The organism is Marasmitruncus massiliensis, from assembly GCF_900186535.1.
GTDB classification, from domain to species: domain Bacteria; phylum Bacillota; class Clostridia; order Oscillospirales; family Ruminococcaceae; genus Anaerotruncus; species Anaerotruncus massiliensis_A.
This window is the reverse complement of the sequence record NZ_FYDE01000003.1, coordinates 137,383-158,241: the sequence shown is the minus strand read 5'-3', so window position 1 is coordinate 158,241 and position 20,859 is coordinate 137,383. Positions and strand designations below refer to the sequence as shown.

The window sequence follows — 20,859 nt, the reverse complement described above, 5'->3', positions numbered from 1 at the left end:
TCACTCCTTTCACTGGGTTCTGACATGGCTTTTGCGTTTTAGGGGTTCCTGCGTCTGCTCTGCTACAGGGGTATGCAGTATGCCGGTTCCTGTGGGCAGCTCCAGTAGTTCGCCGGTATCCTCATCCACCACCACGCAGGCAGCGTGCTTTCGAGCGATATTTTCCTCCAATACCTGCTTGTCGGCATAGGAAACCTTACGATGAGCACGCTCCGACACGGTATAAGTGCCATCGAAGATAATGCCCCAATCTAAAAACAGGCGCAGCTTAGTTTTCATCGGGTGGGTACCGGTTTTCATCACTACAAAGTTGCCCTTTGGAATGGATTTTAGCTCATCCGCCGTCATCAGCGGGCGTTCCATCATTTGCAATGACTGGCTGGGGTCGTTCTTGCCGCGGCTGATGCTTCCGCTCATAACGGTGCGGCTACCCATTGCCTTGGACAAAATCTCGGCAGTCTGGCTATTGGGTGCGAAGCCGCCGAAGATAGTGTCCTGGCAGTTGTCAACAATTATTTCCGAACCTTCTTTGCCATAGTTTTTTTCGAGTTGCCCAAAGGATTGGATGATCGGCACCATAGTCAACCGGCGCGACCGGCTAGCACTAAAAATCAGCTCCAGTGACTGGATGGCTGGCAACGTGCCTAGCTCGTCACAGTAAAACACAACGCGCTTTTGCAGCTTACCGCCGTTTTCATCGGCCACCGCAAGGATTTCACGGTAGAGCTGCTGAATCATAAGCGATACCATGAAATATTTGGTCAGATCTTCTTCCGGCAAAACAATGAACAGTGCAGACTTTTCCTTGCAGAACTTTTCCGCATCAATAGCGGTATCGAAGCACAAAATTTGTTCCATTTCCGAGTCGAGGAATGAGTTGAGTCGGGACAGAATAGTGGATAGTACTGACATCATAGCCTGCTCAGCGGAGTTGAGAGCAGCACCCGCAAACCAGCGGGTCTTGTGGTCACTCGGCAATTTATCCATGAGGAGCTGAAACTGGCTCTTGCCCTTGACATTGGATGGGCCAATCAAATCCTGCACCAGCTTGAACACGCTGACAATGTGTCGGCAGTCCACCTTTTTGCCATCCACCTCAGTGGGCGGCAGATATTCCGCAATCAGTAGAATAACCGAAGTGAGCAAGCCCTCCGCCGCATCGTAAAAGAATTGATTTTGACCAAAGTTTTCATCCCCGGCATTGATGATGGTCTTAGCGATAATCTTGGCATATTTCTCCGCTTTCGACTTTGCCACAAGGTTGTTTTCATCGGCGCGATAGACATCCATATATTTGTTGACAAGATGCAGCATATTATTGCCGTCTGAGCGGGTGGGATTACGGAGATCGATGACCGCCACATGGTAGCCATAGTGGTCATGGGCGATTGCGCCATAGTTGCGGTAGAGGTCACCCTTGGTATCGGTTGTTAGAAAGCTCATGCCGCTGGCGCAGGCATATTCGAGGTTTGGATAGAGAAAAAATGCCGTCTTGCCCACGCCGGATGCACCAATCATAAGGCAGTGGACATCATCGGTGTCCACCAGTGCGGTGACCTCGCCTTTCTTGCCTGTGCTGCCCAAGATAAGCCCTTGCCGGTCTGTCGGTGGTAATGCTAAACCTTGACGCCACAGCTTGGGTGTAAACGTAATGTGCTGGTAGGTGTTTTTGATTTCCTGCTTAGTGGCAAAGCGCGCCGTGCCATGCTGACCGTCGCCCACGGTACGGGACTTGATGCCGTTTAAGGTGTAATAATGCGCCAGCAGGGATAAGCCGCCGATAACGGCGAACATGATGACACCTGCGGCTATGAGAATGAATACAGGTTCGTGCATGAGGATACTCCTTTCCAATTCTATCATTGCGCTGTATAATAATGTAAAACGCCTGCATTGCAGATGGTCATGTAGAAAATGTTTTTTGATCTCGAAGTGAGTTGATTCGAGCGGTAGTAAATTAATTTTATATTTGACGAGGTGAACATTATGGGTAAAAATATAGTCGCTGGTGATTATAAAGGTGGGGAAATAAAGTTATCCCTCACCGGGAAAAAAATTGTTTTGATTAAAAATGGTCTATTGGGAAATACCAAGATAGAACTCAATAAAAATACCGTTGAAAGCATTAATGTGATTGATAGCAATACAGATTTAGTTTTAGTGTTCGGTTTAAAAATTACTAAAGTGGAGATCAAATTTAAAAACGGTAAAAGGTGTCTGGCTAATGTAGACCAAGCGATATACGACCAATTATTAAATCTCATTTTCTAATTCGTTTTGAATGCACTACTTACTGAAATACATTGGTACACAACCAAGCTTATAACCCTAAAGGTTTAGGCAGAGCGGCTGTAAAGCCACTCTGCCTTTTTTTCATGACATTTTCATTTCAAAGTTACTTTGCTGTTGCTGACCATTTATCAAGTCATCGTTCCAATCCTTCTCCTGAGAGATTAGTCTGCGACACTGGCATCCGCTTTCTACAAGCTGATTTTCCAGTCGTTCCGATGCCTTATGTCCGGCGTCATCATTATCAAGGCACAGTGACACCTCTTGGATTTGTGGATTGAGTTCAAGCATTTTCATCATTGCCTGACCACCCACACCGCAAAGAGCCACATAGTTGTGGTGCTGCCAGTTCTGCGGATGCAGGGTGATATAGGAAAGCATATCAATGGGTGCCTCAAACACAAACAGCATATTGTCTGTGCCGTTGTAATGAAAACTGTATTGAGGTAGGCCACCATCTACATTGCCCTTGAAGCCCTTGCCCTCGGTATAAAGTCCACGCTTATGGGCATGGCGGGCGATACCGTTTTCATCAAAGCCGACAAACACGGCATTGTGATATTCCTTGGTACCATCCTTGGATTTTTCACAAGATTCATATAGGAGCTTCTGCTTTGCAAAGAAAGACACCACCTCGCGGTCAATGAGCCTGCTTTTGACAAGGTAAGCGTACACTCTGCGCATATCGGTGTGGGTGGCCGGTAGTGCAAAGAACTTTTTCGGCTCCTGCTTTTTCTGATCGGAGGGCTGGTAGCTCTGCCCCTGTTCGCCGCCCAGCAGCATAGTCACCGCCTCGGGAAATGAGATGTTATAAAACTGGCGCACAAAGTCGATGGCATAGCCGCCCTTTTCTATGGCATGGTCGTACCACTCATTACCTCGGACGGTGATGCTGTGATCCGATGCCAACCGCTTTTCTCTGCCGCTGGCAATCAGCTTTTCACCCTGTCGGGTTAGAAAATCGGCAAGATCAACATTATTTGCGAGATATTTCTGCTCGTCTGTAAAATGCACATAGGTTGTCATAGCGCCCTCCTTTAACTGTTTCTGCTGCCCTTGCGATGAAAAAGCGCCGCCCTTTTTACCGGGCGGCGCAATTGAGGCAATATTTTATTCTTGGGCAACAACTTTACAATCTGTTTTTGCTTATTCATGGGATTCCTCCAATTTTTAAAGTGTATGCATAGTTTGTTCGTGGTCATCTCGGGCGTGACCCTGCGCCTGCTTTTTGGCACGGATTTTCTGCATCAGTTTACGATCCACCTGTGGGTTTGGCGGCATTCGTGCCGGTGCGGTGTCACCGATGATACGACTCATGTGATGGAGTAACCTTGTGGCGGCCAGCATCACAGACGGGCCTTTGAACTCGTTGATATGGTCGAGGAAAAATTGAGCGTAGATGTTCCCCTGCACCGCCGCCAGTGCGAACCACCGGACGGCGGTTTCCTTGTCTCTCGGTACGTCCTTGCCGATGTGATACAGCTTGCCGAGAGTGTACTGCGCATACTGATTTCCTTGTTCAGCGGCACTGGTGAGGTAGCGGATTGCCGTTTCCACATCCTTTGGCGCATCCTCAGCCGTGAGATAAATCTTGCCCAGCCGATACTGTGCGAACTGGTTATGCTGCTGGGCGGCTCTCTTAAAAAACAAGATTGCCTTTTCAGCATCTTTGGGAATATTCTCGCCCTTGAGGTAGAGAGCGCCGAGGGCATATTCCGCAAACTGATTTTTCTTATCTGCGGCAAAATGTAGCCAGCGTAGTGCTTGCTCCATATCTTTTAGCACACCCTCACCGCCAAGATAGAGCTTGCCGAGACGGTATGCCGCAAAGCCGTTTTCTTGTGCGGCCGACAGTTTATAAAGCTGTATCGCTTCTACAACATTTTGTGGAACGTGCTGACCTTTCTCATAGAGCTTGCCGAGAAAATATTGTGCGTAGGGATTTTCGACCGCCACCGCCTGCTTCAAAAACACCAACGCCTTTTGAACGTCCTGCGGCAGAGCGGCTTCATCGGAGAGAATGAGTTTTGCAAGCTGGTAACCGGCGAAGGGGTTTCCCACCGATGCCGACTTTTCCAAGTAGACTTTCGCCGCCGCTTCATCTTTTTCTGTGCCGATGCCATTTAGTAGCATCCAGCCAAGTCGGTATTGGAGTTTATCGTCATGGCTCTGCTGCTCCAAAGAAGTGAAACCCACAAAGGCTTCTGCAAAGCGGCTATCGGAATCCAATTTGTTTTTTGCACACCCGATCCCATCACGGAGCATTTTACCCAGTTCGAAGCTGGCATAGGGAAAGCTCTGGCTTGCCGAGCGGATGTACAGGTCAAGGGCGGTTTCATGATTTTGTTCCACGCCTTTGCCATGATAGTACAGACCGCCAAGAGAATATTCGGCATACTTATATTTTTCATTGGCAGACGAGGTGAGCCAGTGCGCCGCTGCTTCGTAGTCCCGCTCAGTGCCAAGCCCCGCTGCGTACATTTTGCCAATACGATATTCGGTGTACTTCCAAGTTTCTTCCGCTTCAGCAATTTGAAAAGTAGCGAGGGCTTTTGCGTACCACTGCTGAGCAACATCGGTATCAGCTTCACAGCCAAGACCGTCAGCAGACATTCTTCCGAGGTCGAACATAGCGAGAGGATTATCCTGCCCCGCTTGTGAAAGCAACAGCTCCTGCGCTTTTTCAAAATCTTGAGCAATTTCCTTGTCCTCATCACCATGCAGACATTGTTTTGCCAGCTTGTATTCGTCCGTCCACCAGTTTAGGTGTTTACTTTTGTTGCCATATCCAGACCGACCAATTCGCTCTTGCCGCGGGGAATACTCCGGCTCGGCAGTATCATCCTCCATTGAGGGTGATGGTATATCATCATCTGTTGTGAGTTCCGGTAGTGCGGAGTCCATAGCGGTCGGTTCTTCAAAGGTGAGCGTACCGTCTGCAAGCTGTATGGCTTCCTTGATGACCATATTACGGATGGATTTGAAGTCATCACATTTGGAAAGCGGGAGCGGCTCTGACGATTGATCACTGTAAAAATGATTAATCTGACTTTTTACCTCTTGCCACAGACGATAGGCCTCCGCCACACGCTCATCCCGAGCCAGCTCGTCCACGATTTCATCTACCACATTTTTTAACTCCGCTTTAAGATAGCCATACTGCTTTCTGCCAGTGGTGTGTTTCAGTCTTTCTTCGAGGTGTGTAAGCAGCTGTTCTATCTTTTCATTTTGCAAGGTACCGCCTTGCATCCGTACAAGCAATTCCCGAAGTGCCGTGCGTGACTGATTGGCAAGCTCATCCTGCCGCTGCGTTTTTTCTCCGTACAGCGGTATCAGCTCCTGGCGGAAAATCTCAGTTGACAGTGCTGACTTCATTTTGCGAATGCCCGGCTTGGTGAGGTAGCCCTCCTGCGGATTTGTGCTGTAGCAAATCATGTGTACATGAGGGTGGTGGGATTCATTATGAAAGGCCGCATACCATTTTAGATGGTCCGGATGAATTTTTAGGCTATCCGCAAATTCCATTGCCTTGGAGGAAATTAGTGCTTTCCACGCCGCCGCATTTTCAAATCCAAATTTGTCCGCATCTTCACGGCGCAGAGAAATAATCGGCGTCCACACGTTTCCGGTATGCTCTGACACTTCGTTTGCTACTTGCTCCATCACCAACGGCGTATCACTGGCTGTGAACAGACCGTGGGTATCAAATTTTTCTACGCGAGGACGATTTGCGATGTAATCGAGATATTTTTCTCGGTCACCGATTTGTTCAATGTGCTGCTCCAGCGTGATAGAGATAAACTCAGAAGCATTTTCACGGTTAGGCTGAGCGATATAGTCCTCGTATTCCAATGATTCCTTGCTCTCCGGAAACTCACAAACGATGTGTGCAATGAGTGCTTGCTGGTTTTTTGTGCTATGCCACAGCTCCCGACCATTCGGAATCTTTTCTACGCCATCACGGGTAGCAATATATTTCACCAGATGATGAAGGTGTGCGGCAGCTTTACCTCCCTTGAGGTATCCGTTTTTAATGACCAGCCTTGCCATTAAAGATCAGCACCCTGTTGGAACTGCACTGCATCATCAAGCTTGATTTTACCTCTCGTCTTTTTCACTTCGGCAACGCATCGGCCACGGAGACTACTCAGCTCATCATCGGTAACCTCCAGCGTGGTTGCCAGCAGATGCATCATCATGCTGATCTCCACCGACAGGCGGAACAGATTATTTGCCACACGATTTTCGGTGTTTTGCAGAGTGCCCTGAATCGCTCCCAGCAAATTCTGTGAGAGAAAAGCCGTGCTGTTTTGGCTGCTCAAATATCCGATATAGAAGTCCACTGCCTGGGAAACAAATTCGGTGTGATTCTTCATGGCCTTTTCTTGCATCATGGCTTCCATGGTTTTAATCATATCCGGGTAGAGCCATGCCACTACCCGCTGCTTTAGTTCGTTTCTATTTTCATTCATAGACTCAAATCTCCTTCTGTTTTGTGTTAGCACCCCAAACAGCACCTTAGAAATGCTGATGCGGTGGGGCTTTCATGTGGGTTACAGCACCTTGGACAGCGAAAAAGCCGATTTACAGCACCTTTGGCAAAAGAAATGCGTCGTGCAAAAATGCTGTATTTTCGCCTTAGAAGCGGTCGGCACTGCCGTCCGCTGTGACCGTGAGGTGCGTTTACAGCACCTCGCTTTCTCCTGCTCTATTTTCGACCGGGGGGTTCAGCGTGATTATGCTGGCGGATGGGGGCGATTGCCACACCTCGGCACAAAGCCCTCACACCGTCCTTGAAGCGGTGTGAGGGTGTACAGATGCCACCCCGCCTGCCAAAAGCCCACACAGGGGCGACAGGGCGGCAACGGTTGGGTGAGAAGCTCTCCACCTTACAGGCTCGGTGTCACAGTGCCGCTGTTTGCGGCGGCAGTTGCCTTACTTTTTTCTTTTTGCTTTTTCGCCGGTGCGGGGGCATCCTCGCCGCCCTCGTCAATATACTCTCGCACGGGGGCAGGCACATATTTTTCATAGAGCTTTTGCAAAGCGTCCGCCAGCTCACCCTCCAAGTCGGCATCCTTTTTCTCCATGTAACGCTTGGTTGCACGGAGCTTATCAGCCTCCATGCTGATGGTGATGTTCTCTTTCTTCATACTGTAAATCCTCCTTAATAATTAAATCCGATAAAGGTCATGCGAGGTTCAAGCTCCGGTTCCGCCCCGCTAAAAGCAGGAACTTCGGCAAAGAGATTGCTGTACTCCGCAATTTTGCTTTTACTCAGTGAGGAAAAATCTCCGTTTCGGATGGTGTCACAAACAAAAAACGGGCCGCAGATGATGTCCGCACCCAGCCGTCTGTTAGTCGGCATTCCATTGAGCTTGCCTTCCTCATTGCACACCACCACGCAGCCGTTGGGGAAGCTGATGCATTCAATCAGTCCTCCAACTTCGGCTTGCAAACTGGCAAGGTCGTTGCCGATTTCCTTGACAGCAGGCGGCTGTCCCGGTGCAACGCTCAACACTTTTATCTTGTTTTCTTTCATATTCGAACTCCTTCCTTACGGCAAATAGCTTCTGGGATTCTGCTTCTCTCCGTTAATTCTCACTTCAAAATGCAGGTGATTACCAGTGCTGCGGCCGGTAGAGCCCACCTCGGCAATGACCGTTCCGACATTCACTGTCTGCCCCTCGGTGACGAGAATTTTGGAGCAGTGAGCATATAAAGTAACAAAACCACCGCCGTGGTCGACCATCACATGGTATCCATAGCCGCTGGTGGAATAGCGCACCACATACACCGTTCCCGGCAGTGCTGCTCGGATGGGTGTGCCTTTTCCAGCGCCGAGGTCGAGGCCGCTGTGCCCTTTGGTCTGCCCAGTAAAGGGGTCTTTGCGGTAGCCAAACTCCGAGGTAACCATGCTGCGCCAATTCTCACCTAACGGGGAACAGAAACCGTCCACTCCGATAAACGGTGCGTCCGAAAGTGGCAGGCCGTCTGACCATTCATCAAATTCCTGTCCGTAGGTGGGTGCCGGTCTGCCATATAGCACACGGTAATAGATTTCCGAAGCGTTAGCTTGGTTTTCGGGCGTGATGGAAATTTCCATAGCCGCCGAGATGTTTGCGTATACCACGGGCAGTTCCCTAATGGGAACTGCCACAGTGTAGGTTTCCTCGCTGGTAGTACCATCCTCGTTTTCCACCGTGCGAGTGCGTTCCTCATAGGTGACAAAGCACTCTGCAAAGCGACGGTGGTCTTTGCGAGAAGGGCTATCAGCGCCGAAAAACAGAGAATAGAAAATAGCCTTGATTCTCACTGAATCAAGGCTATCGCTGCCTTCCATCTCGGAATTGATGCTGACGATACTGCCGTCCAGAAGTGTGAAGCTGCCGCGCATATCCTCAATATAGCTACGGTAGCTCTCGGGAATATTGCCCGAAATCACGCCGCCATCAAAGCACAAGCCCACAGCAGTATTGTTGTGATCCGCCGTGCCGGAGAGCAACGAGCAAATGATGACCAGCAGTAAAACGAGAGGAGAGAGGATGGCGGCAATGATCCAGCCGATGGTTTTGCGCAGCCGTTCATCAGACAGAGCGGCGGCAGCTTTAACCGCCAGTCCGATTGTTGCAGGGTTAGCCATAGTTCATCACCGCCATTTCATGCCGCCGAATCCAAACATACTTTGCTGCTCCGGTTCTTCCGACATTCGCTGGGCTGTTTCCGTGATGGCCTGTTGCAAAATATTCAAATCAAGCCCTGCACTCTGGTAGCCCTCTGCAATCACATCCACATAATGCTGTGAGGGCATTCCAAGCTGATGTCCCTCGTTCATCACATAGACAAAAGCATTGACCTCTTTACCGCCAAGGGAGAGCGTCATTGCTTCTTTATCATAAAACAAGGGATAGCCCTCGTAGCGGTCAAGGGATTTTTCATCTTGGGGTTTCACGCTCCATAAGAGCACCGGCACAGTCTTGCCCTCTGAGGGTTCAACGGTAGCATAGCAGCCGGTTCTGGAGCCCCGAAATAGCAACTCATAATCTCTTATTTCCGATGTGCCAAGCACCTTGGCGGTAGGGCATCGCTGCGCCATCTGGGGCAGATTCAGGTTACTGCCATAAGCAACATAAATTTTATCTTTGCTCAAATTGCACCTCCTACATAGTCATGGACATAGAAAAAGCAGGGGCATTCTCGGTGGATTGCTCCTGCTCTGTATCAAATTCTGTTTCCGGCTGCTGGCTTTGTGTCAATTCTTCCTCTCTCTTTTTGCGAAGCCGCTCTCTCTGAGCAATCGCTTGTGCAGGGTCCTTCCATGCAATGCAGCCCTCCAGGTGATTAAGCAAATGGGTCCGCGCAGATTTGAATTCATCTCCAATCATGCCAAGGCGCAAAAGCCACACACGAAAGGTGTACTTTTCATTTTCCGAAACGGTTTTGGTGGGGCTGGCATATTTCTGGTTGTATGCCTGTGCGGTAATGGCCATGCAAAACTGAATATATGCTTTGATTTTGCCTGCGTGAATAGCACCCTTGCTCCCGGAATCACCCGAGTTAAAGGCTCTAAATTCAATGGTTCCCTTTTGGAACACCGAATGCAGATTTAGGCAATGGTAGCGGCTATCATGATAATGCTGGTAGCTGCCATCCTCACCGTTGTACCAGATACGCTTGAGGTGGTCACGGGTGGTTGGCTTCTCCCGATTGATCCGCTCCAAGAAACCGGCATCAATTTTTCTGCAATATCTCTGTTCTCTGCGAGATTCCACCTGCAACGCCTTGTAGATCATATCCTCCTTGGCAGCTACAATATTGACAAGATTGCGAAGCTGCTTTGTTTCAAACGGAGCGGCATTGATGTGAATATGAATGCCTACACTTGCATTGGCGAAGGCGCCGGCTTGCCGTAAGGCTCGCACAATTTCCTGTATCTTTTCAATATCATCGTATACACAGATTGGGCTGACTAGCTCTACGCTGTATTCTCGCCCTGCCGCTACCTTACGGTTACCGTCCTTCCTCTGGCACATAATGCTGGCATCACTCATCACTTTCCACTTGCGGTTTTCGCTATCTGCGACATGATAGGCATCATAACCGCCACCATCATAGATGGAGCGTGTGCCAAAATATTCAGCAACGACTTCAGCGGCTCGGCGGCGAGTAATGCCTGTCATTTCAATTTCTATGCCGAAGTTTTGTTCTCTTAAATCCAATTATCATCACCGTCCTTACCATCGGCACTGAGAGTCGATGAGAGAAACCAGTGGGGGGTAGCCTTCCTCCTTGGCCGCCAAAACCAGTAATTGTATCAGGTGATCCTTTCTCCAGCGGTCGATGAGCTGACCTAAGCTTCTATCCTGCAGGTCATTTATTGTAGCAATGAGGTTTGTCAGAACAGTCCCTTTGTCGGCAGAGCTCTGCATATCTTCAGGATAGCCTCGGAGAAGATGTTCCAGCAGGCTGATTTCAGTCTCGCCATAATGCTGATAATCGGCATAGGGATTAGGGTAGGCTTTACCATCCATGCAGGCGCGTAAATTTTCTAAAATGTTGGGGCGAGCATCACTTTGTGCTTTGAGGTATTGCTCCATAAAGCACAAAAGGTCATTCTCACGATTGGGCGTATAGCGTAAGCACATACGCAAATCTTCAAGAATGACCGTCAAGAGCTGCTCATATTCTGTTGCTTTTCTCATTATCGTCCGCCCGCCTTTCCGAAGAGCTTTTCCTTATAGATAGGAGCATGAACAGCGAGATTGTACCGTTCATTACCACACTTGTACAGGCATACACCACGCTGGGGAAAGCAGATCAGATTGTATTCGCTTTCTTCAAGCTGGAGGGTGTCCATATAAAACCGCTTGTCAATATTGCCTGCGTTGAACAAAAATGCATGGGTTGGAATAGAAAACAGCGGCTTTGTCAGCTCGGCAATTCCGGGGATGGCAAATGTGTACCATCCCTGCGTTGCCGTAAGGCATACGCAGGGTAGATACTTTGTTGTGATAGGTAATTCTTTGAAATTATCTCCGAATTTTCCCCCACCTCACACCGGGCATGCGCCTTTCAGCGCACCCGGCGCACCATCAATTTGATTTCATAGCCCTCTTGGGCTTTCATACAACCATAGACCTCACGGCGTATGGTCGCTTAACAGATTTCAGTTGTTAAGTTTATCTCTAAACGAAATGATTTTGCATTTGATTTTGACTTCTGTACCTTGTGGAATTTCCTTACCGTGTATCTGTTTATGACATTCGGTACAAACCCACGCTAAATTGGGAACTTTGTTCAGTTGATTCAATGGAAGGGTAGGATTAACGTGGTGACATTCACGTTGTTCTGTGTGTAAAAGTGGTTGTTTGCAGCAGCGACAAACCATTTTATCTCGGTTAAAGGCGTATTCACGGTTCATGTAGTATTCAAAATTGTATTTGCTTTTGTAGACTGACATTTTGAGTAGGTCTGGGCTATACAGAGCAGGGCGGTCACGCAGAAATTGCTTTTTAGCAGAACAGTATTTCTGGTAGAGCATTCTCCCCTCGGCAGTATACGGTGTCATATTTTGGTTAAAGGGTTTCTTTTCATACTGCACATGGGTGAGAAATGCATAGGTGATACCTACCCACTTACCTTGATAATTCACAGCAAAAGTTTTGGTTTCATGCCCCTCGTGCCTTGCAGGAAGGTTGCTCAGTTTCTGCAACTCCACCTTCATCTGCAAATAATTCTTGGGGTACATTCGCTTCCAAACTGCAAACACCATGTTGTTTACCCTGTAATCAATCATGTTAAAGGCATGGGAACTGATACTGCTTTTGATATATTCCGATATGCCCATGATGACCGAATTCACATATTCAATTTGAGCCACCCGACAATTCAGTGCCTTATGCTCCTTAATTTCCTGAATTGCTGAGCGCAAGTTTTTAACCTTTTTGCCCAATTTGATGTAGTCAGGGTAGGGTTTTGCCACCCAACGAACTATCTGTTTGCCCTTGTTTTTCTCGCTTTTCGCTACTCTGATTTTGAACCCAAGAAACTTCACCCCATCACACTTCATGTTTGTTACGACCGTCTTTTCTTCGGATATATCAAGCTTCAGACGGTGCTTGAAGTATTTGGTGAGCTCCTTTTTCAGCCTGTGTGCTTCCTTTTCAGCAGTGGTGAGGATAACCCAATCATCGGCAAAACGGATGTTATATTTCGGGAAAACACCCTGTTGCCGTAGCTTTCTCATGTCACTGCTTTTTAGGTTGAGTTTCGGGAAAGGGTGATAGTATTTGCGTCCGACGTACCAATCAAAATCGTTGAGATATACATTTGCCAGCAACGGAGACAGGACGCTACCCTGACCAGTTCCAACCGATGTGTCGAAAAATAGGTCTTTTTCCATGTATCCAGCTTTTAGCATTTGACTTATGATTTTTAAAAGTCGCTTGTCGTGTACTCCCATTTTCCATAGTTTACTTAGAAGTATTCTGTGATTGATGTTGTCAAAACAGCCTTTTATATCGCCCTCTAACGCATAGGTCGGCATACTGTCCGACTTGTTTGAACCGTTAATGATGTTCACGATGTCTCGTACAGCGTGCTTTTGTGCCCGATACGGTCTGAACCCATAGCTATGCGGATAAAATCTTGCTTCGCATATTGGTTCAATGATAATTCTGATACACTCCTGTATGATGCGGTCAAGCACAGTAGGAATGCCCAGAGGTCTTTGTTTACCGTTCGCCTTTTCGATGTAGATTCGCTTGGCGGGCTTGGGCTTATAGTTGCTTACAGTGCGAGAAATTAGTTCTATCACCGCTTCTTTTTGCATTTGCAGGTACTTGTCCATTTTGTTGCGATCAACCCCTGCGGTTTTACTGCCTGCGTTTGCTTTGATATTGTGAATTGCCGTAATGATTGTCACTTCATTACAAATCGCTTCCATTAAACCTGTGAACGTAGTGCCTTGTTTGGATTTTTCGTACAGCAGATCGGTTAATTTTCTAAGCTCTGTTTCGTTTGAAAATCCAGCGTTTATATGCACAAAGCAATCACTTCCTTTGCAGTTCGCTACCCATATTTCAGGGAGTTACGGATTTTCGGTTTTGAAATCTGTTAATCAAATTGACTCGTCCCCTTCGCCGTGAGGCATTTCAGCCTCATGTAATTGGCTTTCCCAATCTCGGACTACTATGGGACGGCTGACTTCCTGCACATTTCATCGTGCTGTAACACTCCGTGTGCAGGCTCTCAAACGTTCCTAAATCTCTATCTTTTTATGCTGAACCCTTAGGTTGTTACCTTACACCGTGAAAATTGAGCATACTTTGAATTACAGTTGGCGTATGCTTTCCCACGTTATTTCAAGCGTGAGCGAGTACCCCCAAAGACTACGGAAATACCCCTTTTCATTTGCTGGTCTTTCGACCCTAAACCTTTACGATGCTGCATAACTTTTTCTATCATAACCATAGGTTCAAGATGACCGCATTATATAGCCCTTGTTGCCAAGAACATCAAATTACGACTTTACCACGCTTTGTACCATAGGCGATTACAGTCGCCTAACGCACAGTGGAGTATCATCTTCTCGTGCCGCCATAGATTTTAACATTTCATCATCGGCGTTAATTCTGCACGGCAAGGGTACTGCCCCCTTGAATTCGAGATTTAAGTTCTCATCAGTATTTTCTAATGTTTTAGTGCAACTGACGGGTGCTGTTCACTTAGCCTGTTAAGCTAAATTTATGCACAACGTTTCGCACAATCTTCGAGGTTTTGACTGGCGAGGATCACGGCGCTGTCCTTTTTACGGACACGCTTCATAAAGTTTCGGACATATTCCACTGCTGTGAGATTGGTCAGGAACAAATAAAATTCATCGATGCTGGCAGCGGTGTTTCCGGTGGTCAGCAGCTCGTTGCTCATGTAGGAAAGAACATTAAACAGCATGGCGTTGCGGATACTTTTACTTGCCTGCAGCAAGCCCTTGACTCCGAAGGTAATGAAGCTGACGTCCGTGATGTTGGTGTGGCCGTCAAAGAATTTGGCATCCGACCCTTTACACAGGGAGTGGAGGCCAAGGAGGATTTCCTGCAGAAGTTCGGCGGTATAGAGCTGGCGGCTGCTCGTATCAAAATCTTTATATTCGGCCTCAATCAAAGCGTAAAGATCGGATAGGATGGGATAATCCGTAGGCTTCAGCCGGTCAAAGTTACTGCGATCGGTGATACCCCATTTTTCATAGAGCTTCTGGAGCATGATTTCAATCACATCGATCTGCCGGTCTGAGAAATCCTTGTATGTCCTGAAAAAGTCCTTGAGGAAGCTGATGTGCTGGCTGAGTTTGGATGTACAGCGGAATGCCTGCGGTGCGTCTTTGTCATCCGGGCTGCCGTTCTCGTCCCATGTTTTTGGTTCCAGAACATTGATGATATGCTCTCCGGACATCAAGTCGATGAAGCAGCCGCCGAGGTTATTGGTGAGATCCTCGTACTCCATTTCGGGATCGAGGCAAATCACATTCATGCCGGATTCCCTCAGATTACACAAAATGAGCTTGAGAAGATAGCTCTTTCCCTGACCGGAATTGCCGAGGATGAGGATGTTGGCGTTGGTCTTATCGTCGGCTCTTTTATTGAAATCCACCAGCACATTGCTACCGAATTTGTCCCGCCCGATGTAAAAGCCATGCTGATCGGTCTTGCCGGAGTAATTGAAGGGATAAAGATTAGCGACCGATGATGCAGGAAGCACACGCTCAAACTGGTCACCGAACACGTTCCAGCCGCTTGGCATGACGCAGAGAAAGCCCTGCTGCTGGCGGAGTATCAGACGGTCGACATTGAGCTTGGATCGAATCAGTTCCGTCAGCACTTCGGTCTGCAGCAGCTTGAGCTGATCCATATCGTGAGCAGACAGCTCGATATATACGGCGGCGTGAAGCAGCGGTTCACGGTTCCGGTGCATCTGTGCCACGATGGTAGCCACATCCTGCAGGTTGCTTTCCGCGAGAACGGTCTGCTGCAGATCATTAGTATTGCTCTTGTTCATGCGGTTTTTATTAGCGGCATTGCTGATGATCTTTTTTTCCTCAACAGGCGTGACATGGCGGGTATAGATTCTCAGCGTGATGCCGTCCTTTTCGCCGAGGTGCCGGAGGATTGCCTGCTCATCGGTGGATGTCGGGTACTCCCGAAGCGCCCACACACACCTGAAGGTATTGCCGCAGATAAAATGGTCAATATTGAATTTAATGATGGAAGGCGCGATCATGTCGAGGAATTTTTTTATTTCACCATCCTCCACATTTTTGATTTTCTGTTTGGTAATCATTTCAGGTTCCTTCTTTCTGATTTCATATTGACAAAATTTGATTTGATGCATATACTAATAACATATCAAATATTTTTGATGTGGGGTGATAACTTGACAACGATCTATGAGGAACACGCGAAAGTGTTCAAGGCGTTTTGTGATGACAAGCGTCTGCGGATACTTGAACTATTGCGCGGCGGTGAAAAATGCGCCTGCGTTTTGATCGACCAGCTAGATATGGGACAGTCGGCACTTTCATACCACATGAAGATACTGGTCGAATCAGGCATTGTGGAAAGTCGCCAGGAAGGCAAATGGACACACTATAAAATCAGTGAAAGCGGCAGCGCCTATGCCGGAGAACTGCTAAAGGAGCTTACAACACCGAACATAGTTATTAAAGATGATAATTGCTGTAACAAAAATTAAAAGCCATCTGAACGATGGCTTTTTAAAGGCACAACACATCAAAAATATTTGATATGATTGTCTACTTATAAGAAAGTGAGGTTCACACACTATGCAAATAATGAAAGCTATCTGGGATTTTTTTCAGGGCCAGATCCTCGGTATGAAGTGGCTAAACAGTCTGATCGGCGGCGGATTATCTGCTCTTGGTCTTGATATAAACAGCCGTTTAGGAGGAAGCGTTCAGTTCTTCATATACGATACAATCAAAATATTAGTGCTTTTGTCTGTGTTGATCTTTATTATCAGCTACATTCAGAGCTACTTCCCTCCGGAACGGACAAAAAAGATATTGGGACGTTTCCATGGCCTGACAGCAAATACATTAGCTGCTCTGCTGGGTACAATCACGCCGTTTTGTTCGTGCTCGTCCATTCCTTTGTTTATAGGTTTTTCCAGTGCGGGTCTACCAGTCGGCATTACATTCTCTTTCCTAATTTCGTCTCCGCTTGTGGATTTAGGATCGCTTGTCCTTCTTATGAGCATATTCGGCACGAAGGTTGCCGTGGCTTATGTGATTGTGGGACTTATACTCGCGGTTATCGGCGGTTCATTGATAGAAAAATTAGGAATGGAAAAGTATGTTGAAAACTTTATAAAATCTGCCGGAAGCGTGGACATTGAAGCGCCCGAACTTACTAAACGTGACCGCTTAGTTTATGCCAAAGAACAGGTACAGGCAACAGTGAAAAAGGTCATTCTGTATGTGCTGATCGGCGTAGGCATCGGAGCCGTTATCCATGATTGGATTCCGACCGAATTGATACAGGCTGTCCTCGGAGATCGCAATCCCTTCTCGGTGATTCTTGCCACAGTGGTAGGGATTCCGATGTATGCAGATATTTTTGGAACCATTCCAATTGCCGAAGCACTGTTCTATAAGGGTGTGGGGCTTGGTACAATCCTGTCCTTCATGATGGCGGTCACCGCGCTTTCAGCTCCATCCATTATCATGCTGCGTCGCGCGGTCAAGCCGAAGCTGCTCGCAGTATTTGTCGGCATCGTTGCTGTAGGAATCATGATCATCGGCTATGCGTTTAACGCGTTTCAATTTTTATTAGTATAAAGGAGAGAAGTATTATGGCTAAAAGCTGGTACCCGATTATCGATTATACTCTATGCATCGAGTGCGGAACTTGTGTTGCAAAGTGCCCGCACAGTGTCTATGATGCCGCAAAGGCTCCATCACCTGTCGTAAGAAATCCGGAATCCTGCATCGACCATTGTCATGGATGTGGCAATCGCTGTCCGGTTGGAGCAATTACTTATGTGGGAGATAACACAGGTTGGATGCCGTCTAACGGCAAACAGCATGAAGTTGAATCTTGCTGTTCCTGCGGATGTGGTGCGTCCACTGAAAAGATAGTCTTGGTGGAATATCTGTATCTCGATCTGAAGACCTGCGACCGATGCATTGGGACAGACAGCGTTCTTGATGAGATTTTGATGACGCTTACTCCTGCCCTAAAGCTTGCAGGATATGAGGTTGAGTTCAAAAAAATCGAGATAGAAACGGCAGAGCTTGCCGAAAGGTACCAATTTATATCTTCTCCCACAATCCGTATAAACGGACATGATATTTGCAAGTCCGTCAAAGAAAACAGTTGCGGTTGCTGCAGTGAAATCAGCGGGAGCGATGTTGATTGCCGGTTATTTGAATATGAAGGCGCGAGCTACGAAATTCCACCCAAGACAATGTTAGCCGAAGCAATTCTGAAAATTGTATTCGGCACACCAAGCGGCGATAATTATGGAGGATATGAACTGCCGGATAATCTGAAAGCATTTTTTGAGGGTAAGAACAATAAGTCATCCTGCTCATGCGGCAGCAACTGCTGTTGATGTAAAAAAATTAATTAATAAAGGAGAATGTAAATATGGCACTATTTAACTTTGGTAAGAAAAAGGAAGAAACCTCAAGCTGCTGTGGCGGCAACTGTGATGCTGAAAACATGGCAAGGGCTGAAAATTCTAAAGCTGAAGGCGCAAGTGTCAAGGTACTGGGAAGCGGCTGCGCAAAATGCAATCAGCTTGAAGCCGCAACCAAAGCTGCACTGGAGCAATTGGGGATGGATACAACAATTGACCATGTAACCGATTTTTCACAGATTGCGGCCTATGGTGTGATGACAACACCAGCTCTCGTCGTAGACGGCAAAGTAGTTTCTTACGGTAAGGTTCTTAAAACTGAGGAGGTCATTAAAATACTGCAAAAAGTAAGATGAATTGATCGGGAGTGTAATTATAAATCAATCAGGTCAACAGCTTTATGAGAAACTATTGACCTGATTTTATACATATCTTTATTCATTCAGAATCACCCATCTTTCTCCGTCAAAATCCTCAAACTTTTCCGTAGTCACGTTTTGTTCAAAGTAAACAGCAAGCAGCTTTTTAATGTCCTCACTGCCTGCGCGGCTGGCGATGAAGCCCTGCTCCTTGAGGGACTTTTCGATTCGGGACAGATACGGAAACACCTCACTCTGCTTCTCATCACGCAGACGGATGATGATGAGGAATTCACGGGCAGTGGCCATCTGCACCTGTATCCGGTCGAGGAAATTCAGGTCTTTTTCAAGGAGCTTGCAAATAACCGAATTCTGTTCTTGCTCCATACGGCTGTGGAGAAACTGTTTGTTGTCCTCAAAATTTTCACGGCTGTTGAGGCACAGCATTTCGATCTCGGCGATTCCTTTCAAAACCGTCATCAGGGCATAAATTCGTGCGCCGATGCTTTCCTCCGACAAAACGGAGATGTTGCTTGGTTTTATCAGAAAATATACCAGCTCACCGTGACCATAAGTCTGTAAACTGTAATCCGTGATGGCCTTGGTGTTCATGAGATGTCTTGTGGACGCTTTTTGTTTGGCCTCTTTTTTCTTTCTGCTCATAGCTTTCCTTTCCGCAAAATCCGAGACGCGGAAACCGTGCTGCGAATTCCGCAATGTTTATTGCGCGATTAGTGTGCAGGCTCAGTCGCCCATTCGTAAGTTTGCTGTTTACCAATAAAAAAGGCACAGGCATACCGGATGAAATCCAGTATACTTGTGTCCTCAAAACGGATGGTCAGAAAGGCATAAACGGCAGTTATGACAATCGGCGGTATAAGCCTTATTTGTGTCAGTGCGAGGATGGAAATCAAAGCGCCCACACCGATGATGCCGATATCGCGGAGCTGCCACAGCCATAGGGTAGCCTTGGATTTTAAGTTATCGGGGTAAATATACATTCTCAGACCTCCTTCAGAGCTTCATGCTCATGCCGGGAGATTGCTTCAGTTCCGGCTCCATTTCTTTCGGGTAATAATGAACATTTGGGCTGTACGCATTTTCATTCAGAGATTTTGCATGAGCCGCCGCCTGTTCGTAAGTATCAAATTTGATCGGTTCGCCGTTGTGCTTACACCAGCTTTGTGCTGCTCCGCATACGGAATTGGCGCTGCGAACCGCCCATACTCCATACTGCTCCATATCAATTCCTCCTTGGATTTCTGATTCCGGTATTTCTTTTACAGGGATCTCAAGCCGCTTGGCGGCGGCTATCTCCGCGCACATGCCTGCGGAGATTTGGTCACCACAACACCACAGTTCATCTACGGCCTCTAAAACCCGAAGCCCCATACGGATGCCCGCCTGTCTTTGGACAGGTTCGGAATCATCCAAAAGCTGCGGATACAAAAGATGGACAGCAACCGGCGTACAATTCTGCCGCATGGCATACCTGCAGGCCGTCTTTGCAAATTCGACATTTCTCTCTATGTCACCGGCGTATGGCGAACAGATATAGACCAGCTTATTCTCACTCATTTCGCCACCGCCTGTATCACAGTTCGCGTCATGTTCACGGCGGTCTGCGCCGCATAGACGGTTCCCATGAGGTTTGCCTTTGTGCTGGTGTCCAGTCCGAACTGTCCGGCAATTCGGGGAATTTCACCCGCCGCCAGCATGAGTCCAAGGCCGAGGAGGGCGTGATCCTTTACCACCATCAACCCGGCAATCAGCACCGTAGCCTGTAAAAAGGCCGTCAGACACAGCCCTATGACCTGCTTGCACCAGCCCACGAAGCCGTCGATATAACCTCTCGGAACAGAGAACATGTAGAGGCTTCCTACGGCAATCTGAATGAGCAGGATGCCTCCGCGTTTCAGATTGGCAAAGAACACTTTGATGACCGCATAGCCCATCAGGATGAGGATAAAGATCATCATGATCGGACTCGTGATGGCGGTCAAACCACCGAACACATTGCTGCTCATGGCCTGATTGACATCACCGGCGCTTTTGAGCGTGTTGATAATATTCGCGGCTACCGTTCCAAAGTCGGTGCCTCGCCCAGTAATGCCTGCGGTAAAGCTGCCTTGCAGGGACACCGACAGCTTATACAGTTCCACCGGAACCGTTGTGAAAAGCCCCACTGCCATAAAACCCTTGATGGCGTTGAGTGCCGTATCCCTGATGCTGCCCCTGCCAGACTGATACTCAATGGCACATTCAAAACAAGCCACAACAAGGCCGACACCATATAAAGCCCATGCAAGGTATGAGAAAAACAGCACGATTGATTGTACCCATGGCATATCGAACAGGTCTGCTCCCATGTTGCCCATCTGCATAAAAAAATCGCCGAGAAAGCCCACGATCTGACCGTAGATCCAGTCCACAATCTGACCGAGAACAGTGTCGGCGACAAAGTCCCATATGAACATTTAAAGCCACCACTCCTTTCTAGACAAAGAACGGGAACCATAATTTCATTACGCTTACGTCCTTGTATCCATAAAACTACCAA

The 20,859-nt window shown here is 47.6% G+C and carries 21 protein-coding genes and 1 pseudogene; 5 read left to right on the top strand and 17 right to left on the bottom strand.

The genetic code is table 11. The features are described 5' to 3' along the window. Positions 1-9: 9 nt before the first annotated feature. Complete coding sequence (locus tag C1A10_RS01990) at positions 10-1,836, bottom strand: VirD4-like conjugal transfer protein, CD1115 family (RefSeq protein ID WP_101908624.1); 1,827 nt, start codon at positions 1,834-1,836, stop codon at positions 10-12. Between the two features lie 150 nt (positions 1,837-1,986). Between C1A10_RS01990 and C1A10_RS01985 the strand changes: the two genes are divergently transcribed. Further along, complete coding sequence (locus tag C1A10_RS01985) at positions 1,987-2,271, top strand: hypothetical protein (protein WP_101908623.1); 285 nt, start codon at positions 1,987-1,989, stop codon at positions 2,269-2,271. A gap of 102 nt (positions 2,272-2,373) precedes the next feature. Here the strand turns inward: C1A10_RS01985 and C1A10_RS01980 are convergent, their stop codons facing one another. From C1A10_RS01980 to C1A10_RS01925, 12 genes and pseudogenes are all read right to left on the bottom strand, one after another. Then, complete coding sequence (locus C1A10_RS01980; RefSeq protein WP_101908622.1) at positions 2,374-3,315, bottom strand: DUF3991 and toprim domain-containing protein; 942 nt, start codon at positions 3,313-3,315, stop codon at positions 2,374-2,376. 144 nt (positions 3,316-3,459) lie between these two features. Next, positions 3,460-6,339 carry a MobP3 family relaxase gene (gene mobP3, locus C1A10_RS01975; RefSeq protein ID WP_101908621.1) on the bottom strand — a complete coding sequence of 960 codons (2,880 nt, stop codon included), beginning with the start codon at positions 6,337-6,339 and terminating at the stop codon, positions 3,460-3,462. Continuing rightward, on the bottom strand, positions 6,339-6,761 hold the full coding sequence (locus C1A10_RS01970; RefSeq protein ID WP_101908620.1) for a hypothetical protein: 423 nt from the start codon (positions 6,759-6,761) through the stop codon (positions 6,339-6,341). Before C1A10_RS01970 ends, mobP3 begins: the two co-directional genes overlap by 1 nt. Positions 6,762-7,178: 417 nt before the next feature. Continuing rightward, positions 7,179-7,439 carry a DUF6103 family protein gene (locus C1A10_RS01965; protein WP_101908619.1) on the bottom strand — a complete coding sequence of 87 codons (261 nt, stop codon included), beginning with the start codon at positions 7,437-7,439 and terminating at the stop codon, positions 7,179-7,181. 14 nt (positions 7,440-7,453) lie between these two features. Further along, positions 7,454-7,828: a DUF3846 domain-containing protein gene (locus C1A10_RS01960; RefSeq protein WP_101908618.1), complete on the bottom strand. Its 375-nt coding sequence runs from the start codon at positions 7,826-7,828 to the stop codon at positions 7,454-7,456. A 15-nt stretch (positions 7,829-7,843) separates the two neighbouring features. After that, positions 7,844-8,929, bottom strand: coding sequence for a M23 family metallopeptidase (locus C1A10_RS01955; protein WP_101908617.1), 1,086 nt, complete (start codon positions 8,927-8,929; stop codon positions 7,844-7,846). A gap of 6 nt (positions 8,930-8,935) precedes the next feature. Beyond that, entirely contained in the window at positions 8,936-9,436 is a 501-nt protein-coding gene (locus tag C1A10_RS01950; RefSeq protein WP_101908616.1) for a gamma-glutamylcyclotransferase family protein, read from the bottom strand. A 10-nt stretch (positions 9,437-9,446) separates the two neighbouring features. Then, positions 9,447-10,505 carry an amidoligase family protein gene (locus tag C1A10_RS01945; protein ID WP_101908615.1) on the bottom strand — a complete coding sequence of 353 codons (1,059 nt, stop codon included), beginning with the start codon at positions 10,503-10,505 and terminating at the stop codon, positions 9,447-9,449. Between the two features lie 15 nt (positions 10,506-10,520). After that, complete coding sequence (locus C1A10_RS01940; RefSeq protein WP_101908614.1) at positions 10,521-10,988, bottom strand: hypothetical protein; 468 nt, start codon at positions 10,986-10,988, stop codon at positions 10,521-10,523. Next, positions 10,988-11,242: pseudogene (locus C1A10_RS18680) on the bottom strand (type VI secretion protein); the annotation flags it as partial. The gene C1A10_RS01940 and the pseudogene C1A10_RS18680, both read right to left, overlap by 1 nt. A 210-nt stretch (positions 11,243-11,452) precedes the next feature. Next, positions 11,453-13,330 carry a group II intron reverse transcriptase/maturase gene (ltrA, locus tag C1A10_RS01930; RefSeq protein ID WP_101908613.1) on the bottom strand — a complete coding sequence of 626 codons (1,878 nt, stop codon included), beginning with the start codon at positions 13,328-13,330 and terminating at the stop codon, positions 11,453-11,455. A gap of 701 nt (positions 13,331-14,031) precedes the next feature. Beyond that, positions 14,032-15,621: a VirB4 family type IV secretion system protein gene (locus C1A10_RS01925; RefSeq protein WP_242968803.1), complete on the bottom strand. Its 1,590-nt coding sequence runs from the start codon at positions 15,619-15,621 to the stop codon at positions 14,032-14,034. A 93-nt stretch (positions 15,622-15,714) separates the two neighbouring features. Between C1A10_RS01925 and C1A10_RS01920 the strand changes: the two genes are divergently transcribed. From C1A10_RS01920 to C1A10_RS01905, 4 genes are all read left to right on the top strand, one after another. Beyond that, positions 15,715-16,032: an ArsR/SmtB family transcription factor gene (locus C1A10_RS01920; RefSeq protein ID WP_180950940.1), complete on the top strand. Its 318-nt coding sequence runs from the start codon at positions 15,715-15,717 to the stop codon at positions 16,030-16,032. A gap of 91 nt (positions 16,033-16,123) precedes the next feature. Further along, entirely contained in the window at positions 16,124-17,137 is a 1,014-nt protein-coding gene (locus C1A10_RS01915) for a permease (RefSeq protein WP_101908612.1), read from the top strand. 14 nt (positions 17,138-17,151) lie between these two features. Continuing rightward, positions 17,152-17,913, top strand: coding sequence for a DUF2703 domain-containing protein (locus C1A10_RS01910; RefSeq protein ID WP_101908611.1), 762 nt, complete (start codon positions 17,152-17,154; stop codon positions 17,911-17,913). 35 nt (positions 17,914-17,948) lie between these two features. Then, positions 17,949-18,296: a thioredoxin family protein gene (locus C1A10_RS01905; protein ID WP_101908610.1), complete on the top strand. Its 348-nt coding sequence runs from the start codon at positions 17,949-17,951 to the stop codon at positions 18,294-18,296. A 78-nt stretch (positions 18,297-18,374) separates the two neighbouring features. On the opposite strand, the gene C1A10_RS01900 is transcribed toward C1A10_RS01905, so the two are convergent. The 4 genes from C1A10_RS01900 to C1A10_RS01885 form a co-directional block, all read right to left on the bottom strand. Beyond that, positions 18,375-18,962, bottom strand: a complete 588-nt coding sequence (locus C1A10_RS01900) for a hypothetical protein (RefSeq protein WP_101908609.1) — start codon at positions 18,960-18,962, stop codon at positions 18,375-18,377. A 68-nt stretch (positions 18,963-19,030) separates the two neighbouring features. After that, entirely contained in the window at positions 19,031-19,300 is a 270-nt protein-coding gene (locus C1A10_RS01895) for a hypothetical protein (protein WP_101908608.1), read from the bottom strand. 13 nt (positions 19,301-19,313) lie between these two features. Beyond that, the gene (locus C1A10_RS01890) at positions 19,314-19,877 is read right to left on the bottom strand and encodes a DUF7768 domain-containing protein (protein ID WP_101908607.1); all 564 of its coding nucleotides are present in this window, start codon (positions 19,875-19,877) and stop codon (positions 19,314-19,316) included. Further along, positions 19,874-20,776: a conjugal transfer protein TrbL family protein gene (locus tag C1A10_RS01885; RefSeq protein WP_101908606.1), complete on the bottom strand. Its 903-nt coding sequence runs from the start codon at positions 20,774-20,776 to the stop codon at positions 19,874-19,876. Before C1A10_RS01885 ends, C1A10_RS01890 begins: the two co-directional genes overlap by 4 nt. Between the last annotated feature and the right edge of the window lie 83 nt (positions 20,777-20,859).